We start from the raw sequence: 20,430 nt of genomic DNA on the forward strand, positions 1-20,430 counted from the left end.
ATGAATTTTTCGAAAAGCGGCCTGATGGCCGTATCGCTGGCTGCGCTTGTTGTGAGCGGCTGCTCGACCTCACGGTTCTCGTCGATGGACGACCAGCAGCCGGCGCCGCTGCAGCCAGCCCCGGCCGGCCAGGTGAGCTCGAATCAGCTGCCGCCGCCGGCCTCACCGGGCACCACCGATCCGTCAAAATTCCCGACCGCACCGGCAAACACGCAGGTGGCTTCCTTGCCGCCAGACGGCACGGCGCCCGCCGGTGCTTCGGATCTCAGCGCGGCAAGCGTCGCCGGCGTCTGGAACGCCAGCGTTTCCGGCCAGAGCTGCAAGATCGCGACGCCGCAGACCAAGTTCGGCGCCGGCTTCCGTGCCGGGCCGCTGCATTGCCCCGCACCGATCGACGGCATCAAGTCGTGGAACGTCGCCGGCAAGCAACTGACGCTTTACGATGAGAATGGCGGCTCGCTGGCGCGGCTCTATTCGTCGGGGGGCTCGAAATTCGATGGCCAGACTTCCAACGGTCAGCCGATTTCGCTTACAAGGTAGTCGATAATTTTTGTTTCTACGCAATTCCTGTGGGAAAACCGCTACACACTTTTCCTGGAATTGCTCCACGACGACGTGACCGATGCATCTGCGTGACGGCCTCCAGACCCATGCGACCGTCAGGCAGCGCTACGACCATCTGGTGGCAACCGGCGCGATCGAACGCGATCCGGCGCAGGAACGCATCGCCGCTGCACTCGACCGGCTGACAGCGGAAATCTCGGCAAAACGGCTGGCGCACAAATCCAGTGCGCTGGGCTGGCTGTTTGCCCGCAAGCGCGAGACGCGCGAGGTCGTCAAGGGCCTCTACATCCATGGCGGCGTCGGCCGCGGCAAGACCATGCTGATGGACATGTTCTTCGAGCTGCTGCCGGTGCGGCGCAAGCGCCGCGTTCATTTCAACGACTTCATGGCCGACGTGCAGGACCGCATCCAGAAGCACCGACAGGCGCGCAAGGACGGTACGGTCAAGGAGGATGATCCGATCCCGCCCGTGGCCAAGGCGCTGGCCGAGCAGGCCTGGGTGCTGTGCTTTGACGAATTCTCGGTCACCGATATTGCCGACGCGATGATCCTGTCGCGGCTGTTTTCGGCGCTGTTTGCCAGCGGCGTGGTGCTGGTCGCCACCTCGAACGTGGCACCGGAAAATCTCTACAGTGACGGGCTGAACCGCCAGTTGTTCCTGCCATTCATCGCTATATTGGAACGGCACGCGCAGGTGCTGTCGCTCGACAGCGACAAGGATTACCGGCTGGAAAAGCTCGCCCGTACGCCGGTCTATGTCACGCCGGCCGATGCGGCGGCCGACCGGATGCTCGACGAGGCCTGGCGAACGATGACGCGCGGCGCGCCGACGGCGGCGACGTCGCTGGCACTCAAGGGCCGGCAAGTGACGGTGCCGGCTGCCGCCGGCGACGCGGCGCGGTTCTGCTTCGCCGACCTCTGCGAAAAACCGCTCGGCGCACGTGATTTCCTGGCCATTGCGGGCCGCTTTTCGACTGTCTTCATCGATCACATCCCGGTGCTGGGCGAAGGCAAGCGCAACGAGGCCAAGCGCTTCATCCTGCTGATCGACACGCTCTATGACCACCACGTGCGGCTGGTGGTAAGCGCCGAGGCTCCACCACCACAGCTTTATGTGGCCAAGCGCGGCGTCGAGGTGTTCGAGTTCGAGCGCACCGCGTCGCGGCTGATCGAGATGCAGAGCCGCGATTGGCTGGAGGATTGGGCCGAGCGGCGGAAGGCGGAAGCCGAAGCGCAGCAGGCGCAGGCTTAGAGACGAGAAAGTTCGCGATCCTTCGCGCCCCCTCTGTCCTGCCGACGTTAAAACTCACATCCCCGGCGACCCGCATCACAAGGGCGTCATCGGCTCTTCAAGCCTTCTGATTGCCACCCTAATTGTGTAATGCCAGCCAAGTCGGCTTACAAACTTTGACGTTTACGTAAATCCCAAACCATCTAACCGATTGAAAATGCTCACCTCAAAATAATCGTTTGAATTTATCGCTCACCGGGGCTATTGGGTGCGGCGAAATCTCGCGGTTTCCCCGCAGCATTCCGGCCTCTTGCTCGACACCGTCATCAAGTCGCTAAAGACTTGAGGCACCGTCACACACAAAGGGAAAACATCCTCACATGGCACGCAACAAGATAGCGCTCATCGGCTCGGGCATGATCGGCGGCACGCTCGCCCACATGATCGGCCTCAAGGACCTCGGCGACGTGGTGCTGTTCGATATTGCCGAGGGCACGCCGCAGGGCAAGGGGCTCGATATCGCGCAGTCTTCGCCGGTCGATGGTTTCGACTCCCGGCTGACCGGCGTCAACGATTATGCCGGCATCGAGGGTGCCGACGTCTGCATCGTCACCGCCGGCGTGCCGCGCAAGCCGGGCATGAGCCGCGACGATCTGCTGGGCATCAACCTCAAGGTCATGGAACAGGTCGGCGCCGGGCTGAAGAAGTATGCGCCAAAGGCTTTCGTCATCTGCATCACCAACCCGCTCGACGCCATGGTCTGGGCGCTGCAGAAGTTTTCCGGCCTGCCCAAGAGCCATGTCGTCGGCATGGCCGGCGTGCTCGACAGCGCGCGCTTCCGCTATTTCCTGGCCGAGGAGTTCAAGGTCTCGGTCGAGGACGTCACCGCTTTCGTGCTCGGCGGCCATGGCGATTCCATGGTGCCGATGATCCGCTATTCGACGGTCTCGGGCATTCCGCTGCCCGACCTGATCAAGATGGGCTGGACCTCGAAGGAAAAGCTCGACCAGATCGTGCAGCGCACCCGCGACGGCGGCGCCGAGATCGTCGGCCTGCTCAAGACCGGCTCGGCCTACTACGCGCCGGCCGCTTCGGCGATCCAGATGGCCGAAGCCTACCTCAAGGACAAGAAGCGCGTGCTGCCTTGCGCGGCGTTCCTCTCGGGTCAGTATGGGGTCAAGAACACCTATGTCGGCGTTCCCGTGGTGATCGGCGCCGGCGGCGTCGAGCGCATCATCGAGATCGACCTCAACAAGAGCGAGCAGAAGATGTTCGACTCCTCGGTGGCGACCGTGCAGGGCCTGACCGAGGCCTGCGTCAAGATCGCACCGCAGCTCGCTTCGAAGTAAACCCCAGCCGTTGATCTGGAGACCATCCGCATGAACATCCATGAATATCAAGGCAAGGCGCTGCTGAAGAGTTTTGGCGCGCCGGTGGCCGAAGGCGTGCCGGTGTTCAAGGCAAGCGAGGCGGAAGCCGCCGCCAAGGCACTTCCCGGTCCGCTCTATGTTGTGAAGAGCCAGATCCATGCCGGCGGCCGCGGCAAGGGCAAATTCAAGGAGCTCGGCCCCGACGCCAAGGGCGGTGTGCGGCTGGCGAAGTCGGTGGCCGAGGTCGTTGCCAACGCCAACGAGATGCTCGGCCACACGCTGGTCACCAAGCAAACCGGCCCGGCCGGCAAGCAGGTCAACCGCCTCTATATCGAGGACGGCGCCGACATTGACCGCGAACTCTATCTCTCGATCCTGGTCGACCGCACGGTCGGCCGCGTTGCCTTCGTCGTCTCGACCGAAGGCGGCATGGACATCGAGGCGGTTGCGCATGACACGCCGGAAAAGATCATCACCGTCGCCATCGACCCGGAAAAGGGTGTGACGGCGGCCGACTTGAAGGCGCTCAACGGCGCGCTGAAGCTCGACGGCGACGCGGCCAAGGACGGCGATACGCTGTTCCCGATCCTCTACAAGGCCTTCGTCGAGAAGGACATGAGCCTGCTCGAAGTCAATCCGCTGATCGTCATGAAGAGCGGCCGGCTGCGCGTGCTCGACGCCAAGGTGTCGTTCGACAACAACGCGCTGTTCCGCCACCCCGACGTGCTCGAACTACGCGACACCACCGAAGAGGACGAGAAGGAGATCGAGGCGTCGAAATACGACCTCGCCTATGTCGCGCTCGACGGCAATATCGGCTGCATGGTCAATGGCGCGGGCCTTGCCATGGCGACGATGGACATCATCAAGCTCTATGGCGCCGAGCCCGCCAACTTCCTCGACGTCGGCGGCGGCGCTTCGAAGGAGAAGGTAACGGCGGCGTTCAAGATCATCACCAAGGACCCGGCGGTCAAAGGCATCCTGATCAACATCTTCGGCGGCATCATGAAGTGCGACATCATCGCCGAGGGCGTGATCGCCGCGGTCAAGGAAGTCGGCCTCAAGGTTCCGCTGGTCGTGCGCCTCGAAGGCACCAATGCCGAGCTCGGCAAGAAGATCATCAACGACAGCGGCCTGAACGTTGTGTCGGCGGATGATCTCGACGACGCGGCCAAGAAGATCGTGGCGGCGGTGAAGGGCTGATCCTGTGCCTCCGCGCAAGATAAATCTCGTCGAGGCTGCGGATGCGAAGATCAAGAGGGTCTTCGATCCGCATATTGCCGGCGACGTCAATGACAGTCAGGCGAAAGTCGCCAAGTTCGGTGAGACCTTCGACTGGCATGCGCATGACCATGAGGACGAAGCCTTCCTCGTGCTGCGCGGTCGCATCGCCATCGATTTCCGCGATGGTCCGGTCGAACTCGGCGAGGGCGACTTCATCGTCGTGCCGCGCGGGGTCGAACACCGGCCGCGCTCGCTGACGGCGGAGCCTGTGGTGCTGATGTTCGAGCCGGCGACGACGCTCAACACCGGCAATGCCAAGAGTGACCTCACCGTCTCCGACCTGAAGCGGCTCTGACTGATGAACGCTGCATCCTTCTCCTCGCTCTCGGCCGATCACCAGCGCCTGCAGGCGCTGGTCGGCGCGTGGCGCGGCGAGGAAGAGGTGGCGGACACACAATGGGCCGATGGAGGCGCGGCGACGTCGGAAGCGCTGGCGGAGCCACAGTTCGGCGGCCTGTTCGTAGTGCAGCGCTATCGCCAGCGCCGCGACGGCACGATCTCGTTCGGCGCGCACAGCGTGTTCGGCTTCGATCAGCAAAACAACGTCGTCACCATGCACCAGTTCGATTCGATGGGCTTTGTGCCGGCATCGCCGGCGACGGGCACATGGGATGGCAACACACTGACGCTGTTGCGCTCATCGCCGCGCGGGGCCGCACGCGTGACCTATAACTTCACGACAAACGACAGCTACCGCATGCGGCTGGAGTTCCAGCCGCCCGGCAGCGACATTTGGCAAGACATGGTGGGCGGCCTTTACCGGCGCGTTCTGCCTTCCGAGTTGAGGGAAGGCTGAGCAATGGAGATCGTGGCTAGGACGGTTGAAGAATTACACATAATCACACATATTATGGCTGTGTATTTATGTGGAGACGCACGATGAAGAACGTCACCTTGGCCATGGACGAGGCTCTGCTTGAACAGGCGCGAGGCCTTGCCGAACGTCGCAAGACGACGCTCAACGCCCTCATTCGTTCCCTGCTTGCGCATGAAGTCGAGCAGGAAGACCGGATTGCCTGGGCGCGGGAAGGTATGCGCAGGCTCATGGCCGAAACTCCGCTCGACCTGGGCCCCGCATACAAATGGAGTCGGGACGAGATCTATGCTGAACGAGAAGATAGAATGCTTTCTCGACTCGAACGTCCTCCTGTACGCGGCTTCGGAGAGGACAAATGATCCCCGCCGACACGACATCGCAGAAAGGCTTGTGCTCGAGACCGCTTTTGGCGTCTCCGGGCAGACGCTGGCTGAGTTCGCGAATGTCGCCCGGCGAAAATCCGTCTCTGCCGATGCCGTTGTCGACCAGTGGCTGGTGTTTCTCGGCACGCTCCCTTTTGTCCCGGTCGATCAGGACTATGTCATCGCCGGGCTGCGCGTCGCGCGGCGCTACCAGCTCAAATATTACGACGCAGCGCTCCTCGCTGCCGCTGAGCGCCTCGGCGCGCCGATTTTCTACACCGAAGATCTCAACCACAACCAGGTTTATGGCTCGGTCCGAGCCGTCAATCCTTTCTTGTAATCGCTGAATTCAGAGGCGTAATCACCCATGTCCATTCTCGTCGACAAGAACACCAAGGTGCTGGTGCAGGGCCTGACCGGCAAGACCGGCACGTTCCACACCGAACAGGCATTGGCCTATCACGGCACCAAGATGGTGGGTGGCATCCATCCCAAGAAGGGCGGCGAGACCTGGACCGGGTCGAAGGGCGAGAGCCTGCCGATCTTCGCCACCGTCGCCGAGGGCAAGGCAAAGACCGGCGCCAATGCGTCCGTCGTCTATGTGCCGCCGGCGGGTGCCGCCGAAGCCATCCTGGAAGCGATCGAGGCGGAAATTCCGCTGATCATCTGCATCACCGAAGGCATCCCGGTGATGGACATGATCAAGGTCAAGGCGCGGCTCGACCGCTCGACCTCCCGGCTGATCGGGCCGAACTGCCCGGGCGTGCTCACCCCCAATGAATGCAAGATCGGCATCATGCCCGGAAACATCTTCCGCAAGGGCTCGGTCGGCGTTGTTTCGCGCTCGGGAACACTTACCTATGAGGCAGTGTTCCAGACCACCAATGTCGGCCTCGGCCAGACCACCGCGGTCGGCATTGGCGGCGATCCCGTCAAAGGCACCGAATTCATCGACGTGCTGGAGATGTTCCTCGCCGACGACGAGACCAAGTCGATCATCATGATCGGTGAGATCGGCGGTTCGGCCGAGGAAGACGCCGCGCAGTTCCTCAAGGACGAAGCCAAGCGTGGCCGCAAAAAGCCGATGGCCGGCTTCATCGCCGGGCGCACCGCGCCGGCGGGCCGCACCATGGGCCATGCGGGTGCGGTCATCTCGGGCGGCAAGGGCGGTGCGGAAGACAAGATCGCGGCGATGGAATCGGCCGGCATCAAGGTCTCGCCGTCACCTGCACGGCTCGGCACGACGCTGGTTGAAGCCATCAAGGGCTGAACCGCGCGCTGATTGTTGGAATGAGAGCCAACGGCGGTTCGTTGGCTTTGAGGGGACAAGAAGGGCGGGTGAACCGCCCGCTATCGCGGCCCTGCCGCAAACGCAAGGAGACGGAGCCAGGCTCCGCTGAAACGACATGGCAAGACAAGATCAGGCCAACGACCAATTCTCGCTCACCTCGTTCCTCTATGGCGGTAATGCCGACTACATCGACGCGCTTTATGCGTCCTATGAGGACGATCCGGAGTCGGTAAACCCCGAGTGGCAGGAGTTCTTCGCTGGGCTGAAGGACGATGCCGGTGATGTGCGCAAGAATGCCAAGGGCGCCTCATGGGCGAAGCCCTCCTGGCCGCTGCAGGCCAATGGCGAACTGGTGTCGGCGCTCGACGGCAATTGGGGCCTGGTCGAGAAGACGGTTGAAAAGAAGGTCAAGGACAAGGCGGTCACCAACGGCGTCGTCCTGTCCGATGCCGACGTGCACCAGGCGACGCGCGATTCGGTTCGCGCCATCATGATGATCCGCGCCTACCGCATGCGCGGCCATCTGCACGCCAATCTCGATCCGCTGGGCATCGCCAAGCCGCTAGAGGACTACAACGAATTGTCGCCGGAGAATTACGGCTTCACCGAAGCCGACTACGACCGGCCGATCTTCCTCGACAATGTGCTGGGGCTCGAATTCGGCTCCATCCGGCAGATGCTGGAGATCCTGACCCGCACCTATTGCTCGACGCTCGGCGTCGAGTTCATGCATATTTCGGACCCCGAGGAAAAGGCCTGGATCCAGGCCCGTATCGAAGGCGCCGACAAGGAGATCTCCTTCACCGCCACCGGCAAGAAGGCGATCCTGCAGAAGCTGATCGAGGCCGAAGGCTTCGAGCAGTTCATCGACGTCAAGTACAAGGGTACCAAGCGCTTCGGCCTCGACGGCAGTGAAGCGCTGATCCCGGCGCTGGAGCAGATCGTCAAGCGCGGCGGCCAGCTCGGCATGAAGGAAATCGTGCTCGGCATGGCGCATCGTGGCCGGCTGAACGTGCTGTCCCAGGTGATGGCCAAGCCGCACCGCGCCATCTTCCACGAGTTCAAGGGTGGCTCGGCCGCCCCCGACGAGGTCGAAGGCTCAGGCGACGTCAAGTACCATCTCGGCGCCTCGTCGGACCGCGAGTTCGACGGCAACAAGGTGCATTTGTCGCTGACCGCCAACCCCTCGCATCTGGAAATCGTCGACCCCGTGGTGATGGGCAAGGCGCGGGCCAAGCAGGACTATCTGTTCGGCCGCGGCCGCGAGGAGATCGTGCCGCTGGAGGAGCGCGCCAAGGTGCTGCCGCTGCTGTTGCACGGTGACGCCGCCTTTGCCGGCCAGGGCGTGATCGCCGAAATCCTAGGCCTGTCCGGGCTGCGCGGCCACCGCGTCGCCGGCACGCTGCACTTCATCATCAACAACCAGATCGGCTTCACCACCAATCCGCGCTTCTCGCGCTCGTCGCCCTATCCGTCCGACGTGGCCAAGATGATCGAGGCGCCGATCTTCCACGTCAATGGCGACGATCCGGAAGCGGTGGTCCACGCCACCAAGGTGGCGATCGAGTTCCGCATGAAGTTCCACAAGCCGGTGGTCGTGGACATGTTCTGCTACCGCCGCTTCGGCCACAATGAGGGCGACGAGCCGGCCTTCACCCAGCCGCTCATGTATCGCAACATCCGCACCCACAAGACGACGGTGCAGATCTATGGTGAGCGGCTGATCGCCGAGGGTCACATCTCCCAGGCCGAGCTCGACAAGCTCAAGGCCGACTGGCGCGCGCACCTGGAATCCGAGTGGGAAGTCGGCCAGCACTACAAGCCCAACAAGGCCGATTGGCTGGATGGCGCCTGGTCTGGCCTGCGCACGGCCGACAATCAGGACGAACAGCGGCGCGGCAAGACCGCCGTGCCGGTCAAGGTGCTGAAGGAAATCGGCAAGAAGCTGACCGAAGTGCCGAAGGGTTTTGAGGCGCACAAGACGATCATCCGCTTCCTCGAGAACCGCCGCGAGGCGATCGAGTCCGGCGAAGGCATCGACTGGTCGACGGCCGAGGCGCTGGCCTTCGGCGCCATCCTGCTCGACGGCAATCCGATCCGCCTGTCAGGGCAGGATTCCGAGCGCGGCACCTTCTCGCAGCGCCATTCCGTGCTTTACGACCAGCGCGACGAAACCCGCTACATCCCGCTCAACAACCTTTCGGCGGCACAGGCGGGATACGAAGTCATCAACTCGATGCTGTCGGAAGAGGCGGTGCTGGGCTTCGAATATGGCTACAGCCTGGCCGAGCCGAAGGCGCTGACGCTGTGGGAAGCGCAGTTCGGCGACTTCGCCAACGGCGCCCAGGTGGTGTTCGACCAGTTCATCTCTAGCGGCGAGCGCAAGTGGCTCAGAATGTCGGGCCTCGTCTGCCTGTTGCCGCACGGCTATGAAGGCCAGGGTCCCGAACATTCGTCGGCCCGGCTGGAGCGCTTCCTGCAGCTTTGCGCCGAAGACAACATGCAAGTGGCCAACTGCACCACGCCGGCCAACTACTTCCACATATTGCGCCGGCAGCTGAAGCGTGACTTCCGCAAGCCGCTGATCCTGATGACGCCGAAGTCGCTGCTGCGCCACAAGCGGGCGGTGTCGACGCTGCCGGAAATCTCGGGCGAAAGCTCTTTCCACCGGCTGCTGTGGGATGACGCGCAACTGCTGTCCGGGCAGGCGATCAAGCTGGTCAAGGATTCGAAGATCCGCCGCGTCGTGCTGTGCTCGGGCAAGGTCTACTACGACCTCTACGAGGAGCGCGAAAAGCGCGGCATCAACGACATCTATTTGCTGCGCGTCGAACAGCTCTACCCGTTCCCGGCCAAGGCGCTGATCACCGAACTGTCGCGTTTCCGCAATGCCGAGATGGTGTGGTGCCAGGAGGAGCCCAAGAACATGGGCGCCTGGTCGTTTATCGACCCGTATCTCGAATGGGTGCTGGCGCATATCGACGCCAAGCATCAGCGCGTTCGCTACACCGGCCGGCCGGCGGCCGCGTCGCCGGCGACCGGGTTGATGTCCAAGCACCTTGCCCAGCTCGCCGCCTTGCTCGAAGACGCGCTCGGCGAATAACAGAACCCGACCAAAAAACGGACAGGCACAATGGCTACCGAAATCCGCGTCCCCACTCTCGGCGAATCCGTCACCGAGGCGACCGTCGGCAAATGGTTCAAGAAGGTTGGCGACGCCATTGCCGTCGACGAGCCTTTGGTCGAACTCGAAACCGACAAGGTGACGGTGGAGGTGCCTGCCGCCGCCGCTGGCACGCTGGGCGAAATCACCGTCAAGGAAGGTGAGACCGTCGGTGTCGGCGCGCTGCTCGGATCGATCTCGGCCGGTGGCGCCGCTGCTCCGGCAACCAAGCCACAGGCGGTGTCGCAGGCATCGAGCCCCGACGCGGCGCACACGACCAAGCAGGCCGCGGCCGAGACCGCCAAGATCGCCGGTGATGCCGGCGCGGTCGAGCCGCGCAGCATGCCGCCGGCACCCGCCGCCGCCAAACTGATCGCCGAGAACAATCTGTCGGTCGACCAGGTCTCCGGCTCGGGCAAGCGCGGTCAGGTGCTGAAGGGCGACGTTCTCGACGCCATCTCCAAGGGCGCGCCGTCGCAGCCGGCCGAAACGCCGAGGGCCGCACCCGCACCGGCGGCGCCGATTGCCGTGCGTGCGCCGTCCTCGGGCGACGATGCCTCGCGCGAAGAGCGCGTGCGCATGACCAAGCTGCGCCAGACCATCGCGCGCCGTCTTAAGGAAGCGCAGTCGACCGCCGCCATGCTGACCACCTTCAACGAGGTCGACATGTCAGCGGTGATGGCGCTGAGGAGCAAATACAAGGATGTGTTCGAGAAGAAGCACGGCGTGAAGCTCGGCTTCATGGGCTTCTTCACCAAGGCGGTGACGCATGCCTTGAAGGAAATCCCCTCGGTCAATGCCGAGATCGACGGCACCGACATCATCTTCAAGAACTACGCCCATATCGGCGTCGCGGTCGGCACCGAGAAAGGCCTCGTCGTGCCGGTCGTGCGCGATGCTGACCAGATGTCGATCGCCGAGATCGAGAAGGATATCGGCCGGCTGGGCATCGCCGCGCGCGACGGCAAGCTGTCGGTCGCCGACATGCAGGGCGGCACGTTCACGATTTCCAACGGGGGCGTCTATGGCTCGCTGATGTCGACGCCGATCCTCAACGCCCCGCAGTCGGGCATTCTGGGCATGCACAAGATCCAGGACCGGCCCGTCGTGGTCGGCGGCCAGATCGTGATCCGGCCGATGATGTATCTGGCGCTCAGCTACGATCACCGCATCGTCGACGGCAAGGAAGCGGTGACCTTCCTGGTGCGCGTCAAGGAAAGCCTGGAGGATCCGGAACGGCTGGTGCTCGATCTCTAGGGTTGCACGTGGCTGAAACTGTCGAGCCAATCGATCTGTTCGAGCTTGTGACGACAGGCCGGGCAGGGCCTGTCGAGCTCGGTAAAAGCAGCCGTGAAACGGTTCGAGGTTTGATCGACCCAGAGGATGTGCGGGCGGATAATCATTTTCGCCACGGCGACACCGAATCCGCTTGGTGCATCTACGGCACGAATTGCGAGTTCTTCTTCGGTCCTGATTTTCGCTTGCGGTCGATTAGCGTCGAACCTGTTTTTGGAAGATTGCGACCGGGTGGAATGATGGCGACTTGGCATGGCCATCTGGACGTCGATGTGGGCCGGCATCCAGTAACCTTTGGAGGCGCAAAACCGATAGCCATCCATACTTTGCCCAAGGCACTTCAGTTCCTGAACAAGAGCGAATTCAAGTGGGCAATCGGCGGCGGTCGTGAGCGCGACGTTTATATCGAACTGGTGGAGAGTTCTCGCCTCTTGACCATCAAGTATGAAGTGAACGCGCTTCCGGTCGACAGGAATGAAAATGTTGCGTTCGAGATAGACTATTTTCTGTCGACGATCTTCATCCTCGATCAAGCTGTTCAAGGTGGATAGCAGTGACGATCCGATCTTTCTTGTCCGAAAGCCTGTCGACCGCATCGATAACGGTCGGCGCGGTGATGATAACAGCGATCGCCCATGCCGCCTGCCCGATCGAACTCGCCGTCTATGGCGGCGCCCAGAGCGGCAGCGAGATGGATTTTACGCCGACCGGCACCTCGGCTGTTGTCACCAACTCTTTCCGGATGATCCTCGACAACAATGTGGTGCTGAACGGCATTGTGATGTGGAGCTCGGGCGAAGCGCGGCCGAACGGCTCCTTGATGTACAAATGCCCGGAGGGCGATGTCACCGGCGGCGAACTTGCCGCCTGCACGTTGTGGAACGGTGTGATCTATACGTCGGATGACAAGGGTGCGATCGGGCTCTTGCCGGCGCAGGGCGTCGATGCGCCGAAGACACTGATCCTTCCCGACCTTGGGCCGTCCTTGCGGCATTCGCTGGCCTATGGCGGCAGCGGATTTTCGAAAGTGCCGTCGGATGTGTTTACGCTGAAGGGATGCCAGGAATGAGCGAAGCGCAAAAGGTGCTGCTGGTCACTGGCGGCAGCCGCGGCATCGGCGCCGCCGTCTGCCGACAGGGGTCCAAGGCTGGCTATCGCCTGGCAATCAATTTTGCCTCGAACCAGGCAGCCGCCGACGCGCTGGTCGCCGAGATCAAGGCTGACGGCGGCGACGCTTTCGCGGTCAAGGGCGATGTCGGCAGCGAGGCCGACATCCTGGCCATCTTCGAAGCGGTGGACCGCACCTGGGGCCGGCTCGAGGCCTTCGTCAACAATGCCGGCATCGTCGATGCCAAGGCCCGCGTCGACGAGATGAGCGCGGCGCGCCTCGAACGCATGATGCGTATCAATGTCGTCGGGTCGATCCTGTGCGCCCGCGAAGCGGTCAAGCGCATGTCGACCCGCCATGGCGGGTCGGGCGGATCGATCGTCAACCTTTCTTCGGCCGCGGCGGTGCTGGGCGCGCCGGACAATTATGTCGATTATGCCGCCTCCAAGGGCGCCATCGACACGTTCACTGTCGGGCTTGCCCGCGAGGTCGCCGCCGAAGGCATCCGCGTCAACGCGGTGCGGCCGGGCATCATCGACACCGACATCCATGCTTCCGGCGGGCAGCCGGACCGGGTGGCGCTGATCCAGGACTCGCTGCCGATGAAAAGAGCCGGCACCGCCGATGAAGTAGCGGGAGCGATTCTCTATCTTCTATCCGACGCCGCATCCTATACGACAGGCGCGATCCTGAATGTCAGCGGCGGCCGCTGAGCGCCAAGCAAAGGGAAACAAACATGGCTTATGACGTCGTTATCATCGGATCGGGACCGGGCGGCTATGTCTGCGCCATCAAGGCGGCTCAGCTTGGTTTGAAGGTCGCGGTGGTCGAGAAGAACGCGACCTTCGGCGGCACCTGCCTCAACATCGGCTGCATCCCGTCCAAGGCACTGCTTTACGCCTCCGAAATGTTCGCCGAGGCCGGCCATTCCTTCGATACGCTTGGCGTCGAGATCGCCGCACCCAAGCTCAATTTGAAGAAGATGATGGCGCACAAGGATGCGACCGTTTCGTCCAACGTCAACGGCGTCGCCTTCCTGTTCAAGAAGAACAAGATCGACAGTTTTCGCGGCACCGGCAAGGTGGTGGCGGCGGGCAAGGTCTCGGTCACCTCCGAAGACGGCAAGGTCGAGGAGATCGAAACCAAGAACATCGTCATTGCCACCGGGTCCGATGTCGCCGGCATTCCCGGCGTCAAGGTCGACATCGATGAGAAGGTGATTGTCTCGTCGACCGGTGCGCTGTCGCTGGAGAAGGTTCCCGGTCATCTGGTTGTGGTCGGCGGCGGCGTCATCGGGCTGGAGCTCGGCTCGGTGTGGGCGCGGCTCGGCGCCAGGGTCACCGTGGTCGAGTTCCTCGACACCATTTTGGGCGGCATGGACGGCGAGGTCTCCAAGCAGTTCCAGCGCCTGCTGTCCAAGCAGGGTTTTGAGTTCAAGCTCGGCGCCAAGGTCACCGGTGTGGCCAAGGCCAAGAAGGGCGCGACTGTCACCTTCGAGCCGGTCAAGGGCGGTGCGGCTGAGACCATCGATGCCGACGTCGTGTTGATTTCGACCGGCCGTCGCGCTTTCTCCGACAGTCTCGGCTTGAAGGAAGCGGGTGTCGAGGTCGACGAGCGCGGCCGGGTCAAGACCGATGCCCATCTGCGGACCAACGTGCCCGGCATCTACGCCATCGGCGATGTCATCGCCGGACCGATGCTGGCGCACAAGGCCGAGGACGAGGGCGTGGCTGTCGCCGAAACCATTGCCGGCCAGGCCGGCCATGTGAATTACGATGTCATTCCGAGCGTCGTCTACACCAGCCCGGAAATCGCTTCGGTCGGCAAGACCGAGGAAGAGCTGAAAAAAGCCGGCATCGACTACAAGGTCGGGAAGTTTCCGTTCAGCGCCAATGGCCGGGCACGCGCCATGCTGCACACCGACGGTTTCGTGAAGATCCTCGCCGACAAGACGACCGATCGTGTGCTCGGCGTGCACATTGTCGGCTTCGGCGCCGGCGAGATGATCCACGAGGCGGCGGTGCTTATGGAGTTCGGCGGCTCGTCGGAAGATCTCGCCCGCACCACTCACGCCCATCCGACGATGTCGGAAGCAGTAAAGGAAGCGGCGCTGGCGACGTTCTTCAAGCCGATCCATATTTAAAGCACCCAGCGAACCCGTAGCCATCATCGCAAACAAAACGGCCCGCCTTTCAGCGGGCCGTTCGTATTTGATGTCCAGCCGATCAGTTGGCCGGTGCAGGCGCGGGAGCCGGAGCTGGCGCGGGTGCCGGGGCAGGAGCCGGGGCTGGTGCAGGCGCCGGAGCGGGTGCAGGAGCCGGAGCTGGGGCCGGCGTAGCGGGCTTCATCGGTTCAGCCGGTGCTGGCGCTGGGGCCGGTGTACTGGCCGCCGGTGGCTCGGCGGGTGCCGGATGCTCGCCGCTTCTGCCGAAAACGTAGTATGCGACTATAGCCAGGATAACCACGACCAGCGCAATCAGCCAAGGGCTGCCGCCGCCGCCCGACTGGACGACCGTGGTGCGGTCAACGCGTGGGTCCGTGCCTGTCGGCGGAACCGGATTGAAGGGGTCATTTGGATTTGGTGCATTCGCCATAAAGTTGTCCTCCGCGAAATGAAATGATCAATCAACAGCCATCAACGCGCGATGGTTGAATGGGTTTCACGCTAGGAAAGGAAAACGCCGAAAACGCGGCGTTTGAGCCCTTCCGCCGTCGCCGACTCAATTGACGGCGGTGACAGTATAGCCGGCTTTGCGAAAATCCTCGACCAGTCCCTGCGGACCGGGAAGGTGCAGGGCGCCGACCGCCATGAAGGCATTGCCCCTGGCCAGGATCGGCTCGGCGTGATCGACCATCACCTCGTTGCGGCTGGTGATCATGGTTTCCTCGAAGGCCGCGTAGCCCGCGGGATCGTTCTGCTCTTCCGGCATGGCGGCGCGAAACAATGGCCAGAACATGCCGGTGTCGCCGCGCTGGTATAGCAGGATCATGGTCTCGTTGATGTCGTTGACCTTGTCGCCCAGCTTCAGCGTGTCGACCAGGCCCTTCATGTGGAAGGCGAGCGGCAGCGAGGCCATGGCGCGCAACTGGCTCTCGGCGGTTTCCAAACCCTCCACCGGCTTGCCGGCTGCCTTGGCGCCCTCGGCCAGCTTGACGTCGAGCACCGGCGCGCCGCCGGACTGGCGGGCGAGTTCGCAGGCCGGCAGAGCCATCATGGCCGACAGCATCCAGGGCTTCATCTTGGCAACGGTTGCCGGCGGGATGCCGCGCGCATCGAGCGCTGCATTCATGGCGGCCGCCTCGTCCGGCGTCAGCAAGGACGACAGCGTGGTGGAGTCGGTGAACATCATCAGGTCCGGCTCCTTCAGCATCGCCGCCATCATCTTCTGCTTGTCGAGCACGTCGGTGGTTTCGATGATGATGGTGCCGGCGGCGTCAAAAGCCTTCTGCGCGACCGGCGGCAGCGTGGTGACGCGCGGGTCGGTCATATGCATGGTGCCGAACAGGTAGGATGGTTGTTCGCCGGACTTTTCCAGCTTCCAGAGCAGGCCCTTGCCGTTGAGCGTGGCGGCGGCTTCCGCTTCGATCTTGCTGTAGGTGGCAGGGTCGCTCTTCTGCAGGGCCGACAGCATGTCGGCACCGGTGCAGGTCGGGATTTCCGCGTGCGCCTTGCCGGCCGCGAACAGCAGGACGGCGAGGAAGGACAGGAAAAACAGCACGTTGAGCGCGATAAGCAGCTTCAGCGACAGGGAAGCTGCACGGTCGGCGATGGCGATGACGCGTTTCATAGGCGTTTTCTAACGGTGAAAAGCGGCAAAACGGTTAATTGGAGTGGCGAAATTGAAGGGTTTACGCCCTTGGATGGGCCGATTCATAGATTTCGAGCAGCCTTGCGGTGTCGACGCCGGTATAGATCTGCGTCGTCGACAGGCTGGCGTGACCCAAGAGTTCCTGGATGGTGCGCAGATCGCCGCCACGTCCGAGCAGATGCGTGGCGAAGGAGTGGCGCAGCGCGTGCGGCGTTGCGGTGTCGGGCAGGTTGAGGGCCGAGCGCAGTTTTGCCATGTCGCGCTGGATGATAGCCGGGTTGAGTGGGCCGCCGCGGGCGCCGCGAAACAACAGGCCTTTCGGATCGAGATGATAGGGACAGAGCCTGCGGTATTCAGCGATTGCCCTCAGCGCCACCGGCAGCACCGGCACCAGCCGCGTCTTGCCGCCCTTGCCGGTGACACGCAGCACGGTGTCGCTCTCCGATGCGAGATCGGCGCCGGCCAAACCAAGCGCTTCCGAAATGCGCAGGCCGGAGCCATAGAGCAGCGTCAGCACGGCGGCGTTGCGGGCGGCGATCCACGGTTCTTCCGCCAATTGGCCTTCCACGGATACGACATGTTTGGCATCACTTGCCGTCAGCGGCTTGGGCAAGGATTTGGGCTGGCGCGGCGCGCGAAGTGCTGCGGCACCGGCCGCATTGGCGAGACCGCGACGCTCGAGGAAGCGCAGCAGTGAGCGGATGCCGGCGAGACCCCGGCCAAGCGTGCGCGCACCGGCACCACCATTGCGGCGGGCGGCGAGAAAGCCGCGCAAATCCGCCGGCCGCAGATTGGCGATATCCGAAATGCCGGGCGAGCCGCCGCAATGGCCGGTGAGGAAATGCAGGAACTGGCGCGTGTCGCGCTCATAGGCCTCGACGGTTGCGGGCGACAGCCGGCGTTCGCGCGCCAGCATCTTCAGCCAGTTTTCGCGCGCCGCTTGCAGATCGGGCTTCGCCGGGATGAGGAATTCCTGCATGGCGGCATTTTCTTGTATTCGGGTTAGGAAGCGGTGAAGAGCGCGTCGTTGAAATGACAACGAGCAATCATTGAAATGACGCCGGGCTGGGGTTAGAGCAGGGCCAAAGGATATCGAGCCCCATGAGCAAGCCGCAAAACCCCGTCCAGATGGCCGTGATCGGCGCCGCCCACGGCATCAAGGGCGAGCTCAGGGTGAAAACCTTCACCGGCGAACCGATGGCGCTGGCCGACTATGGGCCGCTTTATGCCAGGGATGGCCGCGCCTTCCAGATAACAGACATCAGGCCCGCCAACACGGTCGTTGTGGTGCGCTTCAAGGGTGTTGCTGACCGCAATGCCGCCGAAGCGCTCGCCGGCACCGAGCTGTTCGTCGACCGGTCGATGCTGCCCGACGATGGCGAGGAAGATGAATTCTACCACGCCGACCTGATCGGACTGGAAATCCGCGACGAGACGGGCACTGCCATCGGCAAGGTCGTCGCGGTGCACAATTTCGGCGGCGGCGACATTCTCGATGTGACGCTTGCCGGGCGCAAGGGCGTGCTGATCCCGTTCACCCAGGCCGCCGTGCCGCAGGTGTCCATCGCCGAGGGTTTCGTCCGCGTCGACACGGAGGCCGCCGGACTTGTCGAGGACGAGGATGGCGATGCACCGCGCGACGAAGATTTCGACCCGAAGGGCAGGCCGCGCGGACCACGCGACGCCGGGGGCAACCGGTGACGTTCAAAGCGTCGGTGCTGACGCTCTATCCCGAGATGTTTCCGGGTGCGCTCGGTGTGTCGCTGGCGGGCCGCGCGCTTGAGGCCGGCACATGGTCGCTGGAAGCAATCCAGATCCGCGACTTCGCCACCGACAAGCACCGCACCGTCGACGACACGCCGGCCGGCGGCGGCGCCGGCATGGTGATGCGCGCCGATGTGCTGGCCAGGGCGATCGACCACGCTTCGCCGCCGGGCGATTCACGGCCGCGCCTTTTGATGAGCCCGCGCGGAAAACCGCTGACGCAGGCCCGCGTGCGCGAACTGGCGGCCGGGCCGGGCGCCGTCATCCTGTGCGGTCGCTTCGAGGGCGTCGACCAGCGGGTGATCGACGCGCGGGGATTGGAGGAAGTCTCGATCGGCGATTACATCCTCTCGGGTGGCGAGCCGGCGGCGCTCGTACTGCTCGACGCCGTGGTGCGGCTGCTGCCTGGCGTCATGGGCAATGCCGTGTCCGGCGAGGAAGAGAGCTTCGAGAATGGCCTGCTCGAACATCCGCACTACACGCGGCCGCAGGAATTCGAGGGCCGGGAGATTCCCGAAGTGCTGATCTCGGGCAATCACAAGAAGATCGCGGCATGGCGGCGGGCGGAGTCGGAAGCACTGACGAGAGAACGAAGGCCGGATTTGCTCGGCGATCAGCCCTTGCCGAAATAGTAAAAAGCCAGAAACAGGCCGACGGCGATGACGAAGCCGCGCACCACGTTCTGCGGCACGCGCTTGGCGATCCACACGCCGGCATAGCCGCCCAGCGCTCCGCCCGGGATCATGATGATCGCCTGCGGCCAGGCGACGACGCCGCCCGAGACGAAGACGATGATGGCGACAGCCGCGATGACCACGGCCAGCATGTTCTTCAGCGCGTTCAGCCGGTGGTAGTCGCCGGCCTGCGTCAGGCCGAGCGTCGCCAGCATCATCACGCCCATGCCGGCGCCGAAGAAGCCGCCATAGATGGCGGTGACGAACTGTGCCAGCGAACCGGCCAACGAGCCGACAGCCACGTCCTGTCCGGGCCTTGGCACTGGCTTCAGCCACGGCCCGGCGGCAAACAGGGCGGTTGCGGCCAGCAACAGCCATGGCACCAGGACGCGGAAGGACGGATTGTCGAGCGCCAGCAGGATGAGCGCGCCTGCCAATGCGCCTATGGCCGAGATCAGGCAGAGCAGTACGGCGCCGCGCCAGAAATGCCGGATGTCGCCCCAATAGGCGAGCGTCGAGGTGATGTAACCTGGAAATTGCGTGACCGAGGAGGTGGCGTTGGCGACGATCGGCGGCACGCCGACCAACGTCATGGCGCCGAAGGTGATGAAGGTGCCGCCGCCGGCGACCGCGTTGGCGGCGCCTGACAGGAAGCCCGCCAGGAAAAGCAGGATGATGTCGAAGACAGACATGGAATGCCGCCGCGGAAAACTGTGCTATGTCAGGCTTAGGGAGCCCAAGCGACCGGCGCAACCCGGCACCGGAAGGTTGCGATGATGCCATGCCGGCAAAAAAGACTCCGGCTCGAGCGTGACAAAGCGGTGAAATAGCTGTATGTGCCCGCCCGTACCGGCCAGAAGAATCTGCCGGACCCGTCAACAATGACGGTGTAGTCGCCCCTGCCCGATGTCTTCTCGACTAACGGCATAACCGAGCGGTCATTGGAACTGCAAGGCGAGCGTAGGGCGCTCTGACTGTCGAAGAACAAGAAGTGGACTATTAGATGGATATCATCCGTCAGCTCGAGGCCGAACAGGCCGCCAAGATCGAAGCCAAGCGCAAGCTTCCCGAATTCCAGCCCGGCGACACCGTGCGCGTCCAGGTCCGCGTGACCGAAGGCACCCGCACCCGCGTCCAGGCCTATGAGGGCGTTGTCATCGCCCGCGCCGGTTCCGGCTTCCAGGAAAATTTCACCGTCCGCAAGATCTCCTACGGCGAAGGCGTCGAGCGCGTGTTCCCGGTCTACTCGCCGATGGTCGAGGGCGTCGAGATCGTGCGTCGCGGCAAGGTACGTCGCGCCAAGCTCTATTATCTGCGCGATCGTCGCGGCAAGTCGGCTCGTATCTCGGAAAACACCGGCGTGCGCGCCCGCAAGCTCAACGATGAGGAGCGCGATGCGCTGAACGCCGAGAAGGCCCGCATCGAGGCTGAGAAGGTCGCTGCTGTCCAGGCGCTGGCCGCCGAGACGGCCGCCAAGGAAGCCGCCGAGAAGAAGGCCGCCGCCGAGGCCGAAGCAGCTGCCAAGGCTGCTGCCGAAGCAACTCCCGCCGAATAAGATTTCGGAAATTCCATTCAAAAAGGCGGCTTCGGCCGCCTTTTTTCGTTTCACCAGACTGTGAACGCTTTCAGCCCCGGAAACAGGATCCAGGTGTTGACGGCATATTATCTTGTGTACTAAATAATCGTGCACAAGATAA

Annotated in this window: 21 protein-coding genes; 18 read left to right on the top strand and 3 right to left on the bottom strand. The window is 63.2% G+C overall.

The features are described 5' to 3' along the window. The 15 genes from EB235_RS05745 (at window position 1) to lpdA (ending at window position 14,629) form a co-directional block, all read left to right on the top strand. Window positions 1-540 carry a protease inhibitor Inh/omp19 family protein gene (locus EB235_RS05745; protein ID WP_027031918.1) on the top strand — a complete coding sequence of 180 codons (540 nt, stop codon included), beginning with the start codon at window positions 1-3 and terminating at the stop codon, window positions 538-540. An 82-nt stretch (window positions 541-622) separates the two neighbouring features. Beyond that, window positions 623-1,816: a cell division protein ZapE gene (zapE, locus tag EB235_RS05750; protein WP_027031917.1), complete on the top strand. Its 1,194-nt coding sequence runs from the start codon at window positions 623-625 to the stop codon at window positions 1,814-1,816. Between the two features lie 359 nt (window positions 1,817-2,175). After that, window positions 2,176-3,144, top strand: coding sequence for a malate dehydrogenase (gene mdh / locus EB235_RS05755; RefSeq protein WP_027031916.1), 969 nt, complete (start codon window positions 2,176-2,178; stop codon window positions 3,142-3,144). 30 nt (window positions 3,145-3,174) lie between these two features. After that, window positions 3,175-4,368, top strand: a complete 1,194-nt coding sequence (gene sucC / locus EB235_RS05760; protein ID WP_027031915.1) for an ADP-forming succinate--CoA ligase subunit beta — start codon at window positions 3,175-3,177, stop codon at window positions 4,366-4,368. Between the two features lie 4 nt (window positions 4,369-4,372). After that, complete coding sequence (locus EB235_RS05765; RefSeq protein WP_027031914.1) at window positions 4,373-4,744, top strand: cupin domain-containing protein; 372 nt, start codon at window positions 4,373-4,375, stop codon at window positions 4,742-4,744. A gap of 3 nt (window positions 4,745-4,747) precedes the next feature. Beyond that, entirely contained in the window at window positions 4,748-5,245 is a 498-nt protein-coding gene (locus tag EB235_RS05770; protein WP_027031913.1) for a DUF1579 family protein, read from the top strand. Between the two features lie 83 nt (window positions 5,246-5,328). Then, window positions 5,329-5,625, top strand: coding sequence for a hypothetical protein (locus EB235_RS05775; RefSeq protein WP_167334881.1), 297 nt, complete (start codon window positions 5,329-5,331; stop codon window positions 5,623-5,625). After that, window positions 5,552-5,968 carry a PIN domain-containing protein gene (locus tag EB235_RS05780; protein ID WP_032925672.1) on the top strand — a complete coding sequence of 139 codons (417 nt, stop codon included), beginning with the start codon at window positions 5,552-5,554 and terminating at the stop codon, window positions 5,966-5,968. Before EB235_RS05775 ends, EB235_RS05780 begins: the two co-directional genes overlap by 74 nt. A gap of 27 nt (window positions 5,969-5,995) precedes the next feature. Continuing rightward, window positions 5,996-6,898, top strand: coding sequence for a succinate--CoA ligase subunit alpha (gene sucD / locus EB235_RS05785; RefSeq protein WP_027031912.1), 903 nt, complete (start codon window positions 5,996-5,998; stop codon window positions 6,896-6,898). A gap of 136 nt (window positions 6,899-7,034) precedes the next feature. After that, on the top strand, window positions 7,035-10,022 hold the full coding sequence (locus EB235_RS05790) for a 2-oxoglutarate dehydrogenase E1 component (protein WP_027031911.1): 2,988 nt from the start codon (window positions 7,035-7,037) through the stop codon (window positions 10,020-10,022). A gap of 30 nt (window positions 10,023-10,052) precedes the next feature. Further along, window positions 10,053-11,339 carry a 2-oxoglutarate dehydrogenase complex dihydrolipoyllysine-residue succinyltransferase gene (gene odhB, locus EB235_RS05795; RefSeq protein WP_027031910.1) on the top strand — a complete coding sequence of 429 codons (1,287 nt, stop codon included), beginning with the start codon at window positions 10,053-10,055 and terminating at the stop codon, window positions 11,337-11,339. A gap of 8 nt (window positions 11,340-11,347) precedes the next feature. Further along, complete coding sequence (locus EB235_RS05800) at window positions 11,348-11,929, top strand: hypothetical protein (RefSeq protein WP_027031909.1); 582 nt, start codon at window positions 11,348-11,350, stop codon at window positions 11,927-11,929. 2 nt (window positions 11,930-11,931) lie between these two features. Beyond that, window positions 11,932-12,447 carry a hypothetical protein gene (locus tag EB235_RS05805; RefSeq protein ID WP_080680862.1) on the top strand — a complete coding sequence of 172 codons (516 nt, stop codon included), beginning with the start codon at window positions 11,932-11,934 and terminating at the stop codon, window positions 12,445-12,447. Then, window positions 12,444-13,199: an SDR family oxidoreductase gene (locus tag EB235_RS05810; protein ID WP_027031907.1), complete on the top strand. Its 756-nt coding sequence runs from the start codon at window positions 12,444-12,446 to the stop codon at window positions 13,197-13,199. The genes EB235_RS05805 and EB235_RS05810 overlap by 4 nt, the downstream gene beginning before the upstream one ends. 23 nt (window positions 13,200-13,222) lie before the next feature. Next, window positions 13,223-14,629 (top strand): dihydrolipoyl dehydrogenase, encoded by a 1,407-nt coding sequence (lpdA, locus tag EB235_RS05815; protein ID WP_027031906.1) that lies wholly within the window; start codon window positions 13,223-13,225, stop codon window positions 14,627-14,629. Window positions 14,630-15,206: 577 nt separating this feature from the next. Here the strand turns inward: lpdA and EB235_RS05825 are convergent. Together EB235_RS05825 and EB235_RS05830 are read right to left on the bottom strand one after the other, a co-directional pair. After that, on the bottom strand, window positions 15,207-16,274 hold the full coding sequence (locus EB235_RS05825; protein WP_027031905.1) for a TraB/GumN family protein: 1,068 nt from the start codon (window positions 16,272-16,274) through the stop codon (window positions 15,207-15,209). Window positions 16,275-16,335: 61 nt separating this feature from the next. Continuing rightward, entirely contained in the window at window positions 16,336-17,274 is a 939-nt protein-coding gene (locus EB235_RS05830) for a tyrosine recombinase XerC (RefSeq protein WP_027031904.1), read from the bottom strand. Between the two features lie 122 nt (window positions 17,275-17,396). Here EB235_RS05830 and rimM point away from each other — a divergent pair, with 122 nt between their 5' ends. Together rimM and trmD are read left to right on the top strand one after the other, a co-directional pair. After that, entirely contained in the window at window positions 17,397-17,996 is a 600-nt protein-coding gene (gene rimM, locus EB235_RS05835; RefSeq protein ID WP_027031903.1) for a ribosome maturation factor RimM, read from the top strand. Next, window positions 17,993-18,691: a tRNA (guanosine(37)-N1)-methyltransferase TrmD gene (gene trmD, locus EB235_RS05840; protein ID WP_027031902.1), complete on the top strand. Its 699-nt coding sequence runs from the start codon at window positions 17,993-17,995 to the stop codon at window positions 18,689-18,691. Before rimM ends, trmD begins: the two co-directional genes overlap by 4 nt. Here the strand turns inward: trmD and EB235_RS05845 are convergent. After that, window positions 18,673-19,425, bottom strand: a complete 753-nt coding sequence (locus EB235_RS05845) for a sulfite exporter TauE/SafE family protein (RefSeq protein ID WP_027031901.1) — start codon at window positions 19,423-19,425, stop codon at window positions 18,673-18,675. The two genes, trmD and EB235_RS05845, sit on opposite strands and share 19 nt — an antisense overlap. Before the next feature lie 311 nt (window positions 19,426-19,736). Here EB235_RS05845 and rplS point away from each other — a divergent pair, with 311 nt between their 5' ends. Further along, window positions 19,737-20,288: a 50S ribosomal protein L19 gene (gene rplS / locus EB235_RS05850; RefSeq protein ID WP_027031900.1), complete on the top strand. Its 552-nt coding sequence runs from the start codon at window positions 19,737-19,739 to the stop codon at window positions 20,286-20,288. Window positions 20,289-20,430 lie beyond the last annotated feature (142 nt).

It is taken from the genome of Mesorhizobium loti R88b (assembly GCF_013170845.1).
Classification (GTDB): Bacteria; Pseudomonadota; Alphaproteobacteria; order Rhizobiales; family Rhizobiaceae; genus Mesorhizobium; species Mesorhizobium loti_B.

Coding starts and splice junctions, on each gene's coding strand:
- EB235_RS05810 (WP_027031907.1), top strand. CDS start 12,444: ATGAGCGAAGCGCAAAAGGTGCTGCTGGTCACTGGCGGCAGCCGCGGC.
- mdh (WP_027031916.1), top strand. CDS start 2,176: ATGGCACGCAACAAGATAGCGCTCATCGGCTCGGGCATGATCGGCGGC.
- EB235_RS05780 (WP_032925672.1), top strand. CDS start 5,552: ATGCTGAACGAGAAGATAGAATGCTTTCTCGACTCGAACGTCCTCCTG.
- sucD (WP_027031912.1), top strand. CDS start 5,996: ATGTCCATTCTCGTCGACAAGAACACCAAGGTGCTGGTGCAGGGCCTG.
- odhB (WP_027031910.1), top strand. CDS start 10,053: ATGGCTACCGAAATCCGCGTCCCCACTCTCGGCGAATCCGTCACCGAG.
- rimM (WP_027031903.1), top strand. CDS start 17,397: ATGAGCAAGCCGCAAAACCCCGTCCAGATGGCCGTGATCGGCGCCGCC.
- EB235_RS05745 (WP_027031918.1), top strand. CDS start 1: ATGAATTTTTCGAAAAGCGGCCTGATGGCCGTATCGCTGGCTGCGCTT.
- EB235_RS05775 (WP_167334881.1), top strand. CDS start 5,329: ATGAAGAACGTCACCTTGGCCATGGACGAGGCTCTGCTTGAACAGGCG.
- EB235_RS05830 (WP_027031904.1), bottom strand. CDS start 17,274: ATGCAGGAATTCCTCATCCCGGCGAAGCCCGATCTGCAAGCGGCGCGC.
- EB235_RS05790 (WP_027031911.1), top strand. CDS start 7,035: ATGGCAAGACAAGATCAGGCCAACGACCAATTCTCGCTCACCTCGTTC.
- lpdA (WP_027031906.1), top strand. CDS start 13,223: ATGGCTTATGACGTCGTTATCATCGGATCGGGACCGGGCGGCTATGTC.
- sucC (WP_027031915.1), top strand. CDS start 3,175: ATGAACATCCATGAATATCAAGGCAAGGCGCTGCTGAAGAGTTTTGGC.
- zapE (WP_027031917.1), top strand. CDS start 623: ATGCATCTGCGTGACGGCCTCCAGACCCATGCGACCGTCAGGCAGCGC.
- EB235_RS05825 (WP_027031905.1), bottom strand. CDS start 16,274: ATGAAACGCGTCATCGCCATCGCCGACCGTGCAGCTTCCCTGTCGCTG.
- rplS (WP_027031900.1), top strand. CDS start 19,737: ATGGATATCATCCGTCAGCTCGAGGCCGAACAGGCCGCCAAGATCGAA.
- EB235_RS05845 (WP_027031901.1), bottom strand. CDS start 19,425: ATGTCTGTCTTCGACATCATCCTGCTTTTCCTGGCGGGCTTCCTGTCA.
- EB235_RS05770 (WP_027031913.1), top strand. CDS start 4,748: ATGAACGCTGCATCCTTCTCCTCGCTCTCGGCCGATCACCAGCGCCTG.